The 17,659-nt window shown below is 34.4% G+C and carries 14 protein-coding genes; 9 read left to right on the top strand and 5 right to left on the bottom strand.

Going from position 1 to position 17,659, the window contains the following annotated elements; genetic code table 11:
• Positions 1 to 275: 275 nt before the first annotated feature.
• Complete coding sequence (locus CW752_RS11940; RefSeq protein WP_101239943.1) at positions 276 to 1,784, bottom strand: adenosine kinase; 1,509 nt, start codon at positions 1,782 to 1,784, stop codon at positions 276 to 278.
• A gap of 962 nt (positions 1,785 to 2,746) precedes the next feature.
• Between CW752_RS11940 and CW752_RS16925 the strand changes: the two genes are divergently transcribed.
• The 6 genes from CW752_RS16925 (at position 2,747) to CW752_RS11915 (ending at position 9,977) form a co-directional block, all read left to right on the top strand.
• Positions 2,747 to 2,908, top strand: a complete 162-nt coding sequence (locus CW752_RS16925) for a hypothetical protein (RefSeq protein ID WP_185117622.1) — start codon at positions 2,747 to 2,749, stop codon at positions 2,906 to 2,908.
• A 207-nt stretch (positions 2,909 to 3,115) separates the two neighbouring features.
• Positions 3,116 to 6,070, top strand: coding sequence for a SusC/RagA family TonB-linked outer membrane protein (locus CW752_RS11935; protein WP_101239939.1), 2,955 nt, complete (start codon positions 3,116 to 3,118; stop codon positions 6,068 to 6,070).
• 8 nt (positions 6,071 to 6,078) lie between these two features.
• Positions 6,079 to 7,542, top strand: a complete 1,464-nt coding sequence (locus CW752_RS11930; protein ID WP_101239938.1) for a RagB/SusD family nutrient uptake outer membrane protein — start codon at positions 6,079 to 6,081, stop codon at positions 7,540 to 7,542.
• A gap of 380 nt (positions 7,543 to 7,922) precedes the next feature.
• Positions 7,923 to 8,468, top strand: coding sequence for a hypothetical protein (locus tag CW752_RS11925; RefSeq protein WP_101239937.1), 546 nt, complete (start codon positions 7,923 to 7,925; stop codon positions 8,466 to 8,468).
• An 80-nt stretch (positions 8,469 to 8,548) separates the two neighbouring features.
• A complete protein-coding gene (locus tag CW752_RS11920) occupies positions 8,549 to 9,253 on the top strand; it encodes an ABC transporter ATP-binding protein (protein ID WP_101239936.1) in 705 nt (234 codons plus the stop codon).
• A 283-nt stretch (positions 9,254 to 9,536) separates the two neighbouring features.
• The gene (locus CW752_RS11915) at positions 9,537 to 9,977 is read left to right on the top strand and encodes a hypothetical protein (protein ID WP_101239935.1); all 441 of its coding nucleotides are present in this window, start codon (positions 9,537 to 9,539) and stop codon (positions 9,975 to 9,977) included.
• Positions 9,978 to 10,127: 150 nt separating this feature from the next.
• Here CW752_RS11915 and CW752_RS11910 read toward each other — a convergent pair whose 3' ends face one another.
• Both CW752_RS11910 and lpdA read right to left on the bottom strand, forming a co-directional pair.
• Entirely contained in the window at positions 10,128 to 10,928 is an 801-nt protein-coding gene (locus CW752_RS11910) for a patatin-like phospholipase family protein (RefSeq protein WP_101239934.1), read from the bottom strand.
• Between the two features lie 333 nt (positions 10,929 to 11,261).
• Positions 11,262 to 12,650: a dihydrolipoyl dehydrogenase gene (gene lpdA / locus CW752_RS11905; RefSeq protein WP_101239933.1), complete on the bottom strand. Its 1,389-nt coding sequence runs from the start codon at positions 12,648 to 12,650 to the stop codon at positions 11,262 to 11,264.
• 406 nt (positions 12,651 to 13,056) lie between these two features.
• Between lpdA and CW752_RS11900 the strand changes: the two genes are divergently transcribed.
• On the top strand, positions 13,057 to 13,941 hold the full coding sequence (locus CW752_RS11900; RefSeq protein WP_101239932.1) for a hypothetical protein: 885 nt from the start codon (positions 13,057 to 13,059) through the stop codon (positions 13,939 to 13,941).
• Positions 13,942 to 14,027: 86 nt separating this feature from the next.
• Here the strand turns inward: CW752_RS11900 and CW752_RS11895 are convergent, their stop codons facing one another.
• On the bottom strand, positions 14,028 to 14,291 hold the full coding sequence (locus tag CW752_RS11895) for a hypothetical protein (protein ID WP_228401727.1): 264 nt from the start codon (positions 14,289 to 14,291) through the stop codon (positions 14,028 to 14,030).
• 453 nt (positions 14,292 to 14,744) lie between these two features.
• Here CW752_RS11895 and CW752_RS11890 point away from each other — a divergent pair, with 453 nt between their 5' ends.
• Together CW752_RS11890 and CW752_RS11885 are read left to right on the top strand one after the other, a co-directional pair.
• Positions 14,745 to 15,131 (top strand): hypothetical protein, encoded by a 387-nt coding sequence (locus CW752_RS11890; RefSeq protein WP_101239930.1) that lies wholly within the window; start codon positions 14,745 to 14,747, stop codon positions 15,129 to 15,131.
• Positions 15,132 to 15,258: 127 nt separating this feature from the next.
• Positions 15,259 to 16,140 (top strand): hypothetical protein, encoded by an 882-nt coding sequence (locus CW752_RS11885; RefSeq protein WP_101239929.1) that lies wholly within the window; start codon positions 15,259 to 15,261, stop codon positions 16,138 to 16,140.
• Between the two features lie 66 nt (positions 16,141 to 16,206).
• Here the strand turns inward: CW752_RS11885 and CW752_RS11880 are convergent, their stop codons facing one another.
• The gene (locus CW752_RS11880; RefSeq protein WP_101239928.1) at positions 16,207 to 17,649 is read right to left on the bottom strand and encodes an alpha-L-fucosidase; all 1,443 of its coding nucleotides are present in this window, start codon (positions 17,647 to 17,649) and stop codon (positions 16,207 to 16,209) included.
• Positions 17,650 to 17,659: the final 10 nt, after the last annotated feature.

The following is a 17,659-nucleotide window of genomic DNA, read 5'->3' as shown; positions in this document are numbered from 1 at the left end:
TCATTGTAATATCACAAGGAAGAGTATATTTGTTCAAACAGTTATAATTTTATAATTCGAAAAAAATTATTTCTCTCATTGATTTTATTTGTAAAAATGGTAATACCCTAAAAATACTTGTTCAACAATCACTTGTATTATAGTCCTTTACAACTAAAATTAAATAAAGAGGATACAAATAAAATCTGCACTATCTAAAAGATTAAGACCCATTAAACAAACAGCACCATTGAAAATCAATGGTGCTGTTTGTTTTTTATAAATAGATATTCATATCAATTTAAAGCCAAATTACTTTTCTCAACAAAGCTATTCCACTCCTTATTCAAATAATCAACCGCTTGCTTTTTCTCACTTTCATTCATCGAAGAATAATCAATCGAGTTGAAGACTAATTTTTTCAAGGATTTTACATTAAGTTCCCAATACACAAAAGCGACCCAGAAATCATAGCTCAAACCTTCATATCCGTACACACTCGGATCGTCACTATTAATAGAACACTGTATACCGTTGCTTAATAAAACTCTTGCAGGATGATTTCGTAAATCGCTTACATATCCCAAAATCTGGTTACTGATTGGGCTTACTTCAACCAATCTCCCCTGTTTTCTAACAAGCTCCATCGTTTTTGGAAAATAAATCAGATTCAGGCCATGTCCGATTCTTTCATTGTTCAGTAATGCAATATCCAGAATATTTTTATTAAAAATGGAATTACTTTCTCCTGCGTGAAGGAACAAAGGTAGCTCTACTCCATATTTCTTCTTAAGTTCGTTCAATGTTGCCCAGTTTTTCTGGAAAGAATTAACACTGTTTCCTGCCGCCTCATCTGCCACAAGGTCGAAGCCCGAGATCATGTCCGGGAATTCTTTCTTAAGCTGAAAAGCCATTTCAAGTTGTTTTTCAATAGCATCCGGATCTAAAAATTTAAAACTGGAATAGATTAACTTTAAGCTGAATTGAGGATCCGATTTACGGATTTCTTTAACAATATCCTGCAAATCGGTGATCGAAGTTTTTACAGGATATTTTCCATGCTGAAAATCGTAAAGTTCATCAAAAACATACCTGATTTCTACGTGCTGCACTTTATCTTTAATCAAATCCTGAAACCCTTTCAAATAATATTCTTTAAAAAATGGACGATAAGGCAATAACAAACTGATTCGTTTAAAACGTTTTTCGAATTCAATCCAATAATCGTTATAACTGCAAAGATTATCCCTTTTCAGGGTGAGGGATTCTAACAGCTCTTTTTCAAAATGAGCATCTGAAGCCAATTTCTTATCAAGATTGGCAAAGCCTTTCGGAACTTTTCCCTTTTCAAAAAAAGCTAACTGTCCAAAAATAAAATCCTTATTGTCTTTTTGATCAAAAACATAACATTCTTTATATTTTCTTGCTGTGGCAACCACCCATTTCATATCTGTTACTCCTCCACTATGCGTATGCAACAAACCTCCTTTGGGCATAGTCCGGATAATTTTAAACAATTTGCTGCTTTCTATCAATGGCTTTATTTCATTAAAAGAAAGATTATATACAGGAGTTTTTTGTTTCTCTGCTTCGTCAAGGAATTGTTTTCGTATCTGAAATAGTTTTTTATCTAATCTAAGCTCAGCATCAGACAATTGGATATCGGCATCAAATGCCAATGCTTCATTTTCCTTTTCTAACGACATCCAGTTTTGCTGGTAAGCGGAGGTTTCGCCTACTTTATTTTGAGCTGCCAACAGAGGAGAGCCCAAAAGCGCAACATACATAAAATATTTTCTCATCATAAATAAGGTTTCGTTTAGCATAATCAATTATGCTGTATCATTAAAAAAAACCTTATTTGTACATTTTCTGTTCAAATAAGGATATTCAAAAGTATAATTAATTTTTCTGCTAAAAGAACTTTTGTCTGAAAAACAACAACAAAAACAATAAAAACATTCAGAATCAAATGATAAAATTAAAAATTCATTACATCATCCAAAAGAAAAACTTACCCGGAAACAGCACTTTTTTAATTTTTATCGGTAGCACTGGCTTTGAACTTTAATTACCTTTGTCTTCGGAATGCAGAAAAGATTTTATCACTACCATTTTTTTCTATCACTCCCGTTCTATATTCACTAGGAATTTGTCATCCTGGTAAGGGATCTAAACAGTTAAAAAATAAACATAACTGTGGCTGGATGCCAAAATGGACAAGATTCAACGTTTATTCGAAAGCGAAATAATTACTTATAATTTCCCACAGAATAAACAGATTTGCACAGTTACTTGAGGCATTATAAACTATAACATCAGATAAATTTCTCTATCACTACCATGCTATATCCACTGCAAAATTGTCATCCTGTAAGGATCTAAACGGTTAAAAAAATAAATATATGAATCGGGTTGATTCGCTCTAGCCAAACAGATAGTAAGCTTAGTATTTAGTTCATCACCTTTCATTCACTCTAAATATTCGCTGGGTAATAAAATAATCAAAAAGTCTACAAAAACAATAGACTTTTTATATTAATTTTAATTCACTCCGTAAAGTTAAATAGTTTTATAAAATTTTAACATTTCAAACAAAAACACAACAACCTAAATATCAATTAAATACAAATAAAAATCATCATTTCATTTTATTATCCCACTAATTTAGTAGACTAATATGATTTATCTCATATCCCCTTTTGAGCAGTCTTCATGAATAATTAAATAATTTTGACACAGTTAAAAAAATATAAACTTTATTCTCATGAATAAGAACGACTTTGATTCTTACCAGTTCACAATCATTGCTATTGCAGCTGTTCAGCCTGAGAGTTGTACAGAAAATAGACTTTCACAACACAATATCATTTCTAAAGACATGTGTTTTGAATCTATGATGTGTATGTGTACTATGATGATGTCATAAACTTTTGAAGAAATACACATTACTGTAGGAATTAAAGCCCGCCACATTCAAAACCTGATTTAATCCGGGTATATCTCCTGTAAATTTTAACATTTCCACTCAATTTTAACCTTCTTGAAAAAGGAGGTCGGGAATACTTTATTCTTTAACCGGAGAGATCAACAGTAATACACCTTTCAATTTTAAACTTAAAGATGATATAATATAATGAGAAAAAAACAATGCAAACTTGGTGTATTGGCCTTACTGTTGTTCGCAGAATATGGCTTTGCACAAAGTAAAGACAGCCTTTCAAAAGAAAATGCCATCAAAGAAGTGGTGGTCGTAGCTTTTGGAAAACAGAAAAAAGAAGAAATCACCGGATCGGTACAATCATTAAAGGCAAAAGACCTTTCTAATCTTCAAAACGGAAACGTCCTTCAGGGAATCGGAGGTAAAGTAGCAGGCGTACAGGTTATTTCTTCAGGACAACCCGGCTCCCAGCCTACAATAAGAATGAGAGGAATAGGTTCTATCAATGCCTCCAGCGATCCGTTAATCGTTTTGGATGGGATCCCTTACAGTGGAAACCTGAACAGTATTGCAGGATCAGATATTGAAAGTATTTCTTTCCTTGAAGATGCTTCATCCAATGCCTTATATGGTTCCAGAGGTGCAAATGGAGTTATTATTGTAAATACCAAACGAGGGAAAAATAAAAAATTGAGTGTTGATGTTGATGTAAAAACCGGAGTTAATTTCAGATCCATTGAAGATTATTCGGTGTATACTTCCCCACAAGATTATTATACAGCTTTCTACAATAGAGCGAGAATCGGAGAAGTGGCAAGATTAAAACAACCCGGAGCTGTTCCTTCCGGTCCTACTCCTCATGATGTTGGACTTACCGCATTAAACAGATTGGGGTATAATGTATATAGTGTTCCTTTTAGTCAATTGATCAGACAGGATGGGTCTTTTAATCCTGAAGCTCAATTATTATATCAGGATAACTGGAAAAAACTTCTATTCAAACCGGCTTTGAGAAGAGAAGCGAATGTAGGGATTAACGCAAGCGGTGATCAGGTAAAATCTTATACTTCCTTAAATTATCTGGATGATAAAGGCTATCTTATTTCTTCAGGCTTTGAGAGATTCGGTATCAGATCCAATCTGGATTATACCATTACTCCTAAATTAAAATTAACCACTGCCCTATCCTATACGTATAGCAAACAGGACTTTGGGGAAACGGGAGGTTTTTCCAATCCTTTCCAGTTTGCCAGAAACATTTCACCTTTTTATCCGGTATTCTTAAGGGATGATAATTACCAAAGACTATATGACAGCCATGGAAACGCTCTTTATGATTATGGAGACGGACAAGGTCCGAATGGAGCAACAAGATCTTATGCCGTTTTTGAAAACCCTGTAGGAAACCTTCAAAAGGATAAGTCACAGACGACAAGTAATATTGCCAATGCTAACCTTGGCTTAAATTACGAGATCATCAAAGGGTTGGACTTCACCTATAATTTTGGAGCTTATCTGGAAAATATCAGAACACTTCAGTTCGGAAATACAGAGGGAGGAACTTCTTCTTCAGTAGGTGGTACAATTACCAGAGGTTCTCAATTCAGATATACCCTGAACCACCAGCAATTGCTTACCTACCAGAAAAAATTTGATCAACACAACTTCAATATTCTGATCGGACATGAATTAAATACAATTAAAAACGAGGGAATATCAGGAACAAAACAACAACTTTTATTGCCGGATTCATGGTCTTTTGATAATGCAGTGAAAATAACGGACCTATCCGGAAGTGGCTATGAATATGCTGTAGAAGGCTATTTCTCAAGATTACTCTATAATTATGACGGTAAATATTTCTTTAATGCCAATATCAGAAGAGATGGTTCATCTGTGTTTTCTCCGGAAAGCAGATGGGGAAATTTCTATGGATTGGGTGCGGCATGGAATATAGCAAAAGAAGATTTCCTAAAGGATAATACCGTTATTAATGCTTTAAAATTAAAAGCTTCTTATGGACAACAAGGAAATGATAACATTTTATTGAATAATTCCACAAGAGATTATTATGCTTACCAGGATATCTACGGAATTAATAATTTTGGAGATGGAAAACCTGTTTTATCGCTTAAAAAACAAGGAAATAAAGATTTAAAATGGGAAACGTCCAACAACCTGAATGCCGGTTTTGAACTCTCACTTTTCAACAACAGAATATCCTTAAATGCTGATTATTTTGAACGAAAAGTGTCAGATATGATTTATGCCCTTCCTTTGCCTCCATCCAATGCAGGTTCTTATGTGAAGTATGGAAATATCGGAGATATGACCAACCGGGGAGTACAGGCTAATGTAAATGTAGATATTCTTCGCAATGAAAATGTACAATGGAGCTTCTATGCCAATGCTACTCATTATAAAAATAAAATCACAAGATTACCGGCAGAGCAAAGAGGAACAGGACTCGTTACAGGTTTATTTATCCTTACAGAGGGCGGAGACCGATATACTTATTACCTTAAAGAATTTGCAGGAGTAAACCCTGATAACGGAGACGCTTTATGGTATCGTACTTCCATCAATCCAACAACTCAAAAGGAAGAAAGAACAATAACGAACAATTATAAAGAAGCTACGGATTATAATACAGGAAAGTCTGCCATACCAAAAGTATACGGTGGATTCGGAACAGACATTACTTATAAAAGGCTGAACCTTTCCCTTAATTTTGCCTATCAGTTTGGCGGATATGGTTATGATGATATTTACAGAAGTTTATTCCATTCAGACACCTATGGTTCCAACTACTCTACCGATTTAAATAAAACCTGGACTCCGGAAAATCCGAATGCGGCTTTACCAAGAGTAGATCTTACATCAACCAACCAGAACGGAAATTCAACGCTGTATTTGATAAAATCGGATTACATCAGCCTTCAGGATGTCACTTTATCTTATCAGTTATCTGATGAATTTGCCAAACAGGCTGGCTTATCAGACTTAAAAGTATATCTGACAGGAAATAACCTTTACCTGTGGTCTAAGAGAAAGGGATATGACCCAAGAGCTTCATTAACCGGAGTATCTGATGCATACAAATATTCCCTGTTATCGAGTGTTTCTTTAGGCTTTAAATTAACTTTTTAAAAAAATTTATGAAAACAATAAAATACTTTATAGCAACCATAGCCATTAGCCTTCTTGCTTCAAGCTGTGCCAATGATCTGAATACTTTACCGGACGGAGATATTTCCGGAGAGCAGCTGAATAATGATTCATCAAGTCCCGAAAAAATATTAGGTGGGATCTATCTTGACCTTCGCAGCAATGGAGCCGGAGGAACTACCTCTCATTCCGATTTTGGAATTATGGGAATAAAAGCCGGTGCAGACCTTATGTCTAACGATGTAATACAATCTACCAACCAGCATTTAGGAATGTTTTATAATTATGAAGCTACAAATGCCAGTAATATTGCATCAGAGATTGTATGGACAACTTTTTACTCGAGAATATTTGTCATCAACAAATTACTTGATACTTTACAAAAAGATAACAGTTCAAAAAACAGAGCAATTAAAGGACAATTGCTAGCATTAAGAGCCTACTCCTATTTTTATCTGGTTCGTTTTTATGCTAATGATTACAAAGGGCATCAATCTGATCCGGGACTTCCATTGGTTCTTACCAGCAGTAATCCTAACCAGGGTCTTCCAAGATCATCGGTATCAGAAGTATATGGTCAGATCACCAAAGATATTGAAGAATCTATTCAACTTCTGGACAGCTATGCAAGACCCACCAGAGCCCAGATCGATCAAAGAACTGCCAAGGCCATTGCGGCTGAAGTATATTTACAAACCGGAGACTATATAAAAGCAGGCCAATACGCCTCTGAGAGTAAAGCCGGTATTGCTTTGATGACTGAGGATGACTATACCACAACCGGATTTTCCAATATCAATAATCCTGAAGTGATCTGGGGCTTCCATAATACCATTTCCACCATGAGTATCGGAAATTATTATGCCTCTTTCTTCTCGATGTTTGATAATACCAACGAAGGATATGCCGGAGCTGCGCAAATCCGAAAACTGATAGATAAACGTCTGTATGAAGCTATTCCAACAACGGATTACCGTAAAAAAGTATTCAATGGTAGTCAAAATGCCCAGTACACATTCAATGGAAAGACTAAAAATTATCCTGCCTATGTAAGCTGGAAGTTTAAGGATCCCAGTCTTTTTGAAGGAGATTATATTTACATCAGAGCTTCTTCACTTTATTATATAGAGGCTGAAGCACTAGCCAGACAAGGACGAGAAACTGAAGCTAAACAAATATTATTTGAAATTTCTTCAAAAAGAGACAAAGGTTATACGCTATCTTCAAAATCCGGAAATGAGCTGATCAACGAAATTATCCTTCAAAAAAGAATAGAACTTTGGGGTGAAGGATACGCCTGGTTTGATATGAAGAGGTTAAATGTTCCTTTAGAAAGAGTCTACACCGGAACCAATCACACGTTTGGAAGATTTAACCTGACGCCTGATAAATTCAAATTCCAGATTCCAAATAAAGAGATTAATAATAACCCGCAAATCAAACAGAATGACTAGATAGAACCTTTGCTGAAAAGCCTTTACAATTTTTTTTAATATATTCTATGTAAGACACCATTTACAAGCAAATGGTGTCTTTTTTATTATTTCTTTCATTTCTTTAAAATCCATCCATTACATTACAACTTCACTCCTGTATTTCAATGCATTACACCTTATTATTTTTTTAAAATTTTCAAACCGCCCCTATAGGTAAGTCTACATAAAAAGCCTATAAACAAATGGTTTACATCCCGTTACACGTACAATAAAATTGATAACTCCTACAATTTATAACTCATAGATATTAAAAAAAAGTGTTACTTTTGTTAGAATAGAATTGCTTTTAGCTTTTTTATTACTAAGTTTATGTACCAATTTATAAAACTTTAAAATTCATGAGAAAAATAATTCTACTTATTACATGTATGTTCAGTATTTCAATTTTCTCACAAATTAAAGTGTTGAAAAATGAAAGTCTAGTAGAAATTGGTAGAGATAATTCCGTTGGCTTATATAAAAAGGAAGACAAATTTACAATCAACTATCAAGACCTGAACACCAGTAACCTAAATACCATCAGATCTTTTTCATTTCAAAACCTGAACAGTGATGTATCCGGGCTGTATAAGCTCATTATGGATGGTTTCATATCTGCCCCGAGCGAAAATATCATATTAGAACTTCCTAATGATATCATTGAGCTTCACTATGAAAAAAACTATGGACAGCCGACCGTACAGTTTATCCAAATCATCAATAAAAACAGAAAGTATATTGGAAAATCTCAGTTTTTAACCCAAAAACAGGTTGAAAAGATTTTTGGGAGAACTAATGGTAAATATGCGATGTATGATAAACCTGCTCCTGCCAAATCAGGAACCAATACAGCTTCAACAGCTGCTCCACATTCTGGGGGTAATGGAAAGAAATCAAGAAAATAATTATAATTTGTAAATATTGCGAAACTCATTCAATAGAATGAGTTTTTTTATTTTATTTTTGCAAAAAGACATTAAAAATTATGCCGCTTCAGATAATCAATTTAACCAAAAAATTTGGTGAACAAACTGCCTTAAACAATATCAACATTTCTATTGATAAAAATGAAATCATTGGTCTTCTCGGCCCTAACGGTGCCGGAAAATCTACCCTGATGAAATCTATTGTAGGTGCATTGAAAATTGATCACGGGGAGATTATCTTTAATGGTCAAAATATTGCCGCTCATGAGATCGAAAGCAAGAAAAAAATAGGTTTTCTACCGGAAAACAACCCGCTTTATTTGGAAATGTATGTGAAAGAATACCTTCAGTTCGTAGCCAACATCCACAAAATCGCCGAGTCGAGAGTAGATGAAGTCATCGAGTTGGTAGGAATCACTCCGGAAAAATCTAAAAAAATAGGACAACTTTCCAAAGGATATAAACAACGTGTAGGATTAGCACAAGCGATTATTCATCAGCCAGACCTATTGATTCTTGATGAACCTACCAATGGACTCGATCCCAATCAAATTATCGAAATCAGAAATGTAGTCAGGGAAATTGGCCAGGAGAAAACAGTTTTGTTGTCTACCCACATCATGCAGGAAGTCGAAGCCCTTTGCTCACGCGTAATCCTTATTCACAAAGGAAATATTCTTCAAGATTGTCCGATTGATGAATTCAAAGGCAGGTTTGATAGTTTGGAAGAGGCTTTCGCAAGCTATACAGCTGTTCATGAATAATATTTTTAATAAAAGGTCTAAAAAATAGAGAATAAAATTCTTACAGGATAGCAAAAAGCAATTGGTTTCACTAAATAATATGATACATACAAGTGTTGTCATTCCGCAGGAATCCAAACGCTTTACTTCAGATATGTTCAATTATTTATAGAATAATTTTGCTTAGATTTTTACAGAATGACAAAAAGCAATCGGTTTCATTAAACAATATGATACCTACAAGCATTGTCATAATGGCGTTATATTTGATGCCTTTTTTATGTTAACCAATAACCACTATCATATGATTAAACCATTTTTATTGGGAGCTTTATGTTTAGCTCAATTTTCTTTTGCTTATGCCAAGGAAATTCCAAATGATCTCAACCTTAATAATACTGTTTCCCTCTCTACTTTTCAAAAAGTTCCTAAAACAGTCATTATTAAAACCAAGAAATTTAAAATAAGAATTGATAAACAACCCAATGGCAAATATCTTTATCAATCCTGGAATGCCAATTCCAAAATTACAGCCAAGCCAAGTATGATTATTAGCGATGGAGAATTGGTTCCTGATGGCACAGGCGGTAATTATTACATTGTCTTTAACAATCAGGGACATACTTATCAGGTTTGGAGAAACTACCTGACCGATTCAGCTAAAAAAGCTCCTTATACCCTGACAGTAAATGATAGCAATGATAATGAAATTGTACGTGAAGACGGACAAGTCGTTAAAAATTAAAATAACAAAGAGGTTGTCTCCTACATCTGATTTTACAAACATAGGAGACAGCCTCTTTTTTTATCTTTCATTCCAATGGAATAGAGTATGTTTTGCAGATGGTCATTAAAAATCTGCTTCGTTTTATTAATCTACGATATTTTCAGTAATTTATGTTCCCGATTTTCTTAATGCTGTAAAGAAACTGCTGCTGTCATAGCTTTCTTTAGCTGCTTTATATCCGATGTTGAAAATCTGTTCCAACCTTTCTTTACGCCGTTCAAAAGTTCCAAAAGCAGATAGCTTCTGAGAAGTGATAAACCAATCACAATAGTCAAACTTTCCTTTTTCAACCCTATAGGAAAGAAGATCATAAGAGCGGGAAACAATTGCTTTAATAGAGTTCAGTTCTTCAATTTTAGCTTCATTGGGAGGAGATACAAATACTCCAATGAGCTTGTCGCATTCATCTCTGATAATATCTGCCGGAAAATTATTAAGAACGCCACCATCACAATACATTTCATCACCGATAATGTAAGGCGTTGTTACTCCCGGAATAGAGCAAGAAGCAATAATGGCATCTACAATTTCAAAATTATCATCAAAAATCTTTTGGGTTCCGGAAACTAATTCTGTAGCTACAATTTTAACTTTGATATCCAGATCACCTAATTTCATATCATGAAAAATAGGTTTAAGATAGTTTCTGAAAATAATGGAAGACACCAGTCCCGGTTGATTGAATGTAAAATGTTTCCAGTTGAAAAAATACACGGAATTGAAAAATTCCATAATTTCTGCCGGCGTTTTACCTATAGCATGAAGACATCCTACAATAGATCCCGCACTACAGCAGGATAGAACATCAATTTCTATATTTTTTTCTTTCAAGAATTTTAATACCCCAGCATGGGCGATTCCTTTGGTACCGCCTCCTGATAAAACAAGCCCTACTTTCTCAAAATTCATTGAATAAATGTAAGAAAACAGGTTGATATAATTTGATTTATTTTCATAAATGTGTCAATTTTAAAATTATTTTAAGAAAAATATTTTTAAATGGATCAAAAAGATTAACCTAAAAGCCACAAAAAAGTTAAAATCCCGCATACAATATGCCTCTTACGTTTTATGGTGATTTAAGCTTTTAACAACAAAAGCAGAACAACCATGGATCATTCTCAAAACTTATGAACTAAGCAATAAGTTGGGGTAATCTGAAGAGAAAAATGAATATCACAGAACATGAAAAAGCTCAGATTTCTCTGAGCTTTTATTATATCAATTACTGTATATACCAGATTAGATGTGGATCACTTCACCATAAGCAGCTGCAGCAGCTTCCATAATAGCTTCAGAAACTGTTGGGTGCGGGTGGATAGATTTGATGATCTCATGACCTGTAGTTTCCAGTTTTCTTGCTACAACAGCCTCAGCCACCATATCTGTAACACCTTCACCGATCATATGGCATCCTAACCACTCACCATATTTAGCGTCGAAAATAACTTTGATGAAACCATCTGTATTTCCGTTTGCAGTAGCTTTACCACTTGCAGAAAGAGGGAATTTACCTACTTTGATTTCGTATCCTTTTTCTTTCGCTTGCTTTTCAGTAAGACCTACAGAAGCTACTTCAGGGTGGCAGTATGTACATCCGGGGATATTGCCATAGTCGATTTTTTCAACGTGCATTCCTTTGATTTTTTCAACACAAGTGATTCCTTCTGCAGAAGCAACGTGTGCTAATGCCTGAGTTGGGATGATATCACCGATTGCATAGTATCCGGGTACTGAAGTTTCATACCATTCGTTTACTAAAACTCTGCCTTTATCTGTTTGGATTCCTACTTCTTCTAAACCGATGTTTTCGATGTTGGCAGCAATACCTACAGCAGATAATAAGATATCAGCTTCAAGAGTAATGTTTCCGTTAGCTGTTTTAACGTTAGCTTTTACACCTTCTCCTGTTGTATCTACGCTTTCTACAGAAGCGTTGGTCATAATTTCGATTCCTGATTTTTTCAAAGATTTCTCTAAGTGTTTAGAGATTTCCTCATCTTCTACAGGAACAATATTTGGCATAAATTCTACAATAGTTACTTTTGTTCCCATTGTATTATAGAAGTCAGCAAACTCTACCCCGATAGCTCCTGAACCTACAACGATCATAGATTTTGGTTGCTCAGGAAGAGATAACGCTTGTCTGTATCCGATTACTTTTTTACCGTCTTGTGGTAGGTTTGGTAATTCTCTTGAACGAGCTCCTGTAGCGATGATAATGTGATTTCCGGTATATTCAACTACTTTACCATCTTTATCTGTAACAGAAACTTTTTTACCTTTTTTAACGGTTGCAGTTCCAAGAATTACATCAATCTTATTCTTTTTCATTAAGAATTCGATTCCTTTGCTCATTTTGCTGGCAACACCACGGCTTCTTTGGATCACATTAGGGAACTCAAAACTAGCTTCCACTTTATTCAATCCATAATCTTCAGCATGGTTGATATAATGAAAAACCTGAGCAGATTTCAATAAAGCTTTAGTTGGAATACATCCCCAGTTAAGGCAAATTCCTCCTAAGTTTTCTTTCTCGATAATTGCGGTTTTGAAACCCAATTGTGCTGCTCTGATCGCAGTTACGTATCCACCAGGACCACTTCCAATGACAATAATATCGTAATTCATTACTTTAAAAATTTTTATGCGAATTTAATGAAAAATATTGGATGTATCACGTTTCTATCCTTCCATATTTACATCTATACTTTTTATATTTTCTGAATATCATTATAGATTTTTCAAACTATGAGAAGATAATACGATTATAAATTTTAATTCCAATGGTCAGATAGATGTGGTTAGCATAAAAAACTCCTTTTTATGTTATAAATCATGCAATATTAATTCCGATAGTTAATATCATTTTTTTAATTAAAAAAAATAATTCACTACAAACAAATAACAAAAAATCAAAAAAAACCAAAAATAAGACTCACATATTCAATCAGATACAAGAAAAAAAATAAAAAAAATCACACCAGATATCTTTTGTTTTTCTTACATTTGCCTCTACTTAAAAAAAACAACAAATATGAAAAAATGTATTTGGGCTCTTTCATTAATGAGTCTATCTTTATTCCATGCCCAAACGGGAATTAATACCACAACTCCCAACAGTACTTTAACCGTTAATGGTTCTTTTGAAGCCGATTATAAAGAAATTACTTCTTCTGCCTACAACATTACAAGTAATGATTATTATCTTACTTACAATGGGGCTTCCAATGCAACATTTACGCTTCCTTCAATAGGAACCGGTAATCTTAGTTTTTCCGGACGAATATATAGGATAAAAAATATTTCAGGTTCAAATCTTAGTATACAAGCTTCAAATGGAAATACACTAAGGTCAGATAATGCTCCTGTTTCAACATTTGTAGTTGCTGCCGGAGCTTATGCGGAAATAGTAAACAACAACAATACCAATGGTGGAACATGGGATTTAACTTATACTCCTGCAATTTCAAAGTTTAATAATGCAGAATTATATGTTACTCAATTATTAATCCCTCCACACAGCACCAATAATGCAGCCGATTGGACGAATCATGCCAATACCGGTTATGATACAGGAACAGGAAGTGATGCCTGGTGGGTAATCAGTAAAGCATCTTCGCCCTATACCCATACGGCTACTACATCAAGCCCAAGTAGAATGACTATCGTTTATGAATATCAAGGTTTACCTTTTAACATCAGTAAAATGTATCCTCTTTTAACTGCAGGAAATAATTCAAGCTTTCCGGATGTATACAGTGCTTCTTTTGTAGGTTTGGCCAATAATGGAACAGGAGGAAAAACAAGACTTACAATTTCTGTAGCTCGTATTGACTTTATTGGAGGTACCGGTTCAGGAAGTAGTGATTGGGGAGGAGTTTTCTTACTTAATACCATACTTGCCAAAAAAATGAATTAAAATATTACTCATCATTCAATGTTAAGAGGCTGTTTCAAAAATTAAATAATTTAATTTTTGAAACAGCCTCTTCTTTTATATTTCTATTATTTCACTTCCTGAAGCAATCGTTTCTCGGTTTGAAATCTTTTATTTAAGGCTTTCATCTGATCTCTTTTCATTTGTTTGGTAGCAAGCGGATGGTTCAAGATCAATTTTTTTTCCATATTATATTTCTTAGTCAACTCCTGCATTTTAAGATTAACCAACTCACTTTTTGAAGGATGCGGAGGAGCTGGCGGACGTTTTTGAGCAGAAACATTCATTGATAAACCTAACAGCATTATTGTTGTAATAAATAACTTTCTCATGATATTTATATTTTAAAAATTAATCAAATCAAACATAATTGATTAAATTAATTCAGATTCATGAATAAATGTACATATATCATACCAAGATTTTATGCAAAGTGATCATATAAAATGTAAAATGTTTGAAAGAATAGAATATTATGTAATGGTAAGAAAGGATCTCATTATATTTTTCATAACTTTATACTTGTTGTGCATTTTGATATTTTAACGCCAGCTTGGAGTAAATTGGTTTTGAAGCCGGGAGCTGGAAGTGATGAAGGCCATAAAGAATAATGATTCATCTTTTTTATCGATCTTGAGAAAAAAATTAATGATGTAATAGGCTATCAGTCTTTACAACTGAAAGTAACTTCCAACCCATTTACCTGACTTTCTTGCTCAGAACTAGATGATTTTAGCTCAAAATGCACAACGGGTTAACTTTATTTATCTTTTTAAATTCAACTTATGAAAACATCTGTGAAAAAAAATCCATTGACCAGGGATAAGCTTTGGTTAAAAGAACCTGAAATTCATGATTTCCCCGCTGCGCAGGATTACCTGGAGCTTCTTTATGAACCGGATAAGGCACAAAAAATAGTAGAAAAACTAAAAAAAGCTCCCACCATTACCAAAAAATCCAAGGATATATTGAGAGCCAGTAAACTCGCTCTGCTCCCCGAAACCAATATTCATGTTAAAGAAAACCTTAAAAAAGTAGAAAAAAACAAGAAGCTCTCTCCTATTTTACTGGTAAGAGGACAAAATGAGCTGATTATTGCTGATGGATATCATCGTTTATGTTGTAGTTACTATCTAACTGAAGACCTTGAAGTTCCTTGTAGATTGATATAATAATTGGGATTATATTAAATCACATAAAAGAGATATATTAATTTTTAATGTAAATTTATCAATCTCAATTCCCATGTGTATGATTTTTTTTATAATTTTGCATCAATCGACTTAAAAAAAAATCAAAATGAAAAAATACATTTCAATTCTCTTATTTAGTGCTTTTTCTTTACATGCACAGGTTGGAATTAACACCCCCACACCTAATAGTACATTGGCGGTGAATGGTTCATTAGGAGCCAATTACAAGCAAGTTACGGCTACTTCGTATACTGTTTTACCAACAGATCATTACCTGACCTATAATGGAACGGCTGATGCTACGTTTACCCTTCCCGTTATCGGTACCGGAACGACAAGCTATACAGGAAGAATTTATAAGATTAAAAATATATCCACTTCAAATATTACACTTCAGGCTTCAAGTGGAAATACTTTAAGAATTGATAATACTCCTGTTACCTCATTTGTAATTCCACTGGGAGCATATGCCGAAGTGGTGAACAACAGTAATACCTCCGGTGGAACCTGGGATTTATCTTTCACCGTACTTCCAAAGCCAAATAATGTAGAACTTTATGGTATACAACTTTTGATTCCTCCTCATGCCAATTCATCCGCGCCAGTCGCAGATTGGAGTAATCACACCAATACATCTTATGACACAGGAACAGGAACCAATGCATGGTGGGTAATTAGTAAAGCATCAACAACCTATGCTGCTACAAGTACCTACTCCAATGCAAGTAGAATGATGATTGTATATGAGTATCAAGGGACTCCATTCAATATTAACAATATGTATCCTATCCTTACTGCAGGAAATAACTCCACTTTTCCAGATGTTTTCACAGCATCATTTGTGGGGCTTGCCAATAATGGAACCGGAGGAAGAACAAGACTTACCGTTTCTGTTGCAAGAATCGATTTTATCGGGTCTAATGGAAATAATAGTAACTGGGCAGGCACCTTCTTACTTAATTTATTACTAGCCAGAAAATTATACTAAAAATCACTTGAATAAATATAAAAGAGCCGAATAAAATTCGGCTCTTTTATATTGTACTATTGAGGTTTACCTTTTCATCTGAATGACAAGAGCATATTTTAATTTTGATCTTTCTTCCGGTAATTTAACTTCAATATGGTGTCCCTTTTTCATCCATTGAACCTTTGAAGAGAGCCCCAAGACGATTAATGATTGGGGATCAAATGATTCCGGGACTGTAAAGGTAAGATTTGGAGAGGCTTTATATTCTCTTGAATCATCCATATGAAACACATTTACAATGTTTCCATCTTTGCTTTGAGTATAATAGAAATTTCCATCATGGTAAGGAGCAATTGCTCTCGTACCAAAAACAGCAGATTGATTTTGATCCATCCAATTTGAAATTTCTTTTAATCTTTCATACACAATAGGATCATAGTCTCCGTTAGGACCGGGTGCAATATTCATCAGATAATTTCCTCCTTTTGAAATAATCTTCACTAATGTTTCAATAATCTTCTGAGACGATTTATAATGATCATTCGGAACATAAGAAAAAGAATCGCCCATCGTAATACAACTTTCCCACGGGATAGAAAGTGCATTTTCAGGAACAGCCTGTTCCGGTGTTACATAATTTTCCCACTTTCCCGGAACCGTACGGTCTACAATAATAATTCCGGGTTGATTTTTACGGACCATCGTTCCTATTTTGTCCATGTCAATATCCTGTTCCATTTTAATAGTTCGCTGCCACTCTACTTTTGGATCGATCGTATAAAAAGGACGAACCCAGCCTCCATCCAACCAAAGGATATCTATTTTTCCATATTGAGAAGTAATTTCATTAAGCTGATTAAAGGTGAACTTTTTAAAGTTATTCCATCTTTCGGGATACTTCTTCGGATCGTAATTCACATTCCTGTCTTTGGGAGGAAAATAAGACCACCAATAATCATCGGAATGCCAGTCAGGCTTTGAAAAATAAGCTCCAATTTTAAAACCTTCTTTTCTGAAGGTATTAAATATCTCTTTGGTAACATCCGCTTTTGGATTTTTTGAGAACGGTGTTTTAACAGAAGTGATTTTATAATCAGATTCCTTGGTATCAAACATAGTGAAACCGTCATGATGTTTTGTTGTAAAAACTACATACTTCATTCCGGCTTTCTTTACGGCATCAGCCCATTTTTGAGGATTAAACTGCGTCGGATTGAAAGTGGTTTGAAGATTTTCATAATTCTTTACATATTCATCATAAGATTTTCCATGTTCAGGTTTTCTTTGCGTCCATGATTCATCCTCAGGACACAAACTCCAGCTCTCAACAATTCCCCACTGGCTGTATGTCCCCCAATGCATGAATAACCCAAATTTCAAATCCTGCCATTCTTCAAGATTCTGTACTACAAGAGGATCTGTTGGTTTTTGGTAACCTTCTGATACATTATGTGCTTGTGAAAGCAAAATAGAACTCATTAAAGTTGATGAAAGAACCAGGGATTTTGTTTTGAACTTAATGGACATGTGAGGATAG

The organism is Chryseobacterium sp. PMSZPI (assembly GCF_002835665.1).
Lineage (GTDB): Bacteria > Bacteroidota > Bacteroidia > Flavobacteriales > Weeksellaceae > Chryseobacterium.
The sequence above is the reverse complement of the archived record's forward strand: the minus strand, read 5'-3'. Positions and strand labels throughout refer to the sequence as shown.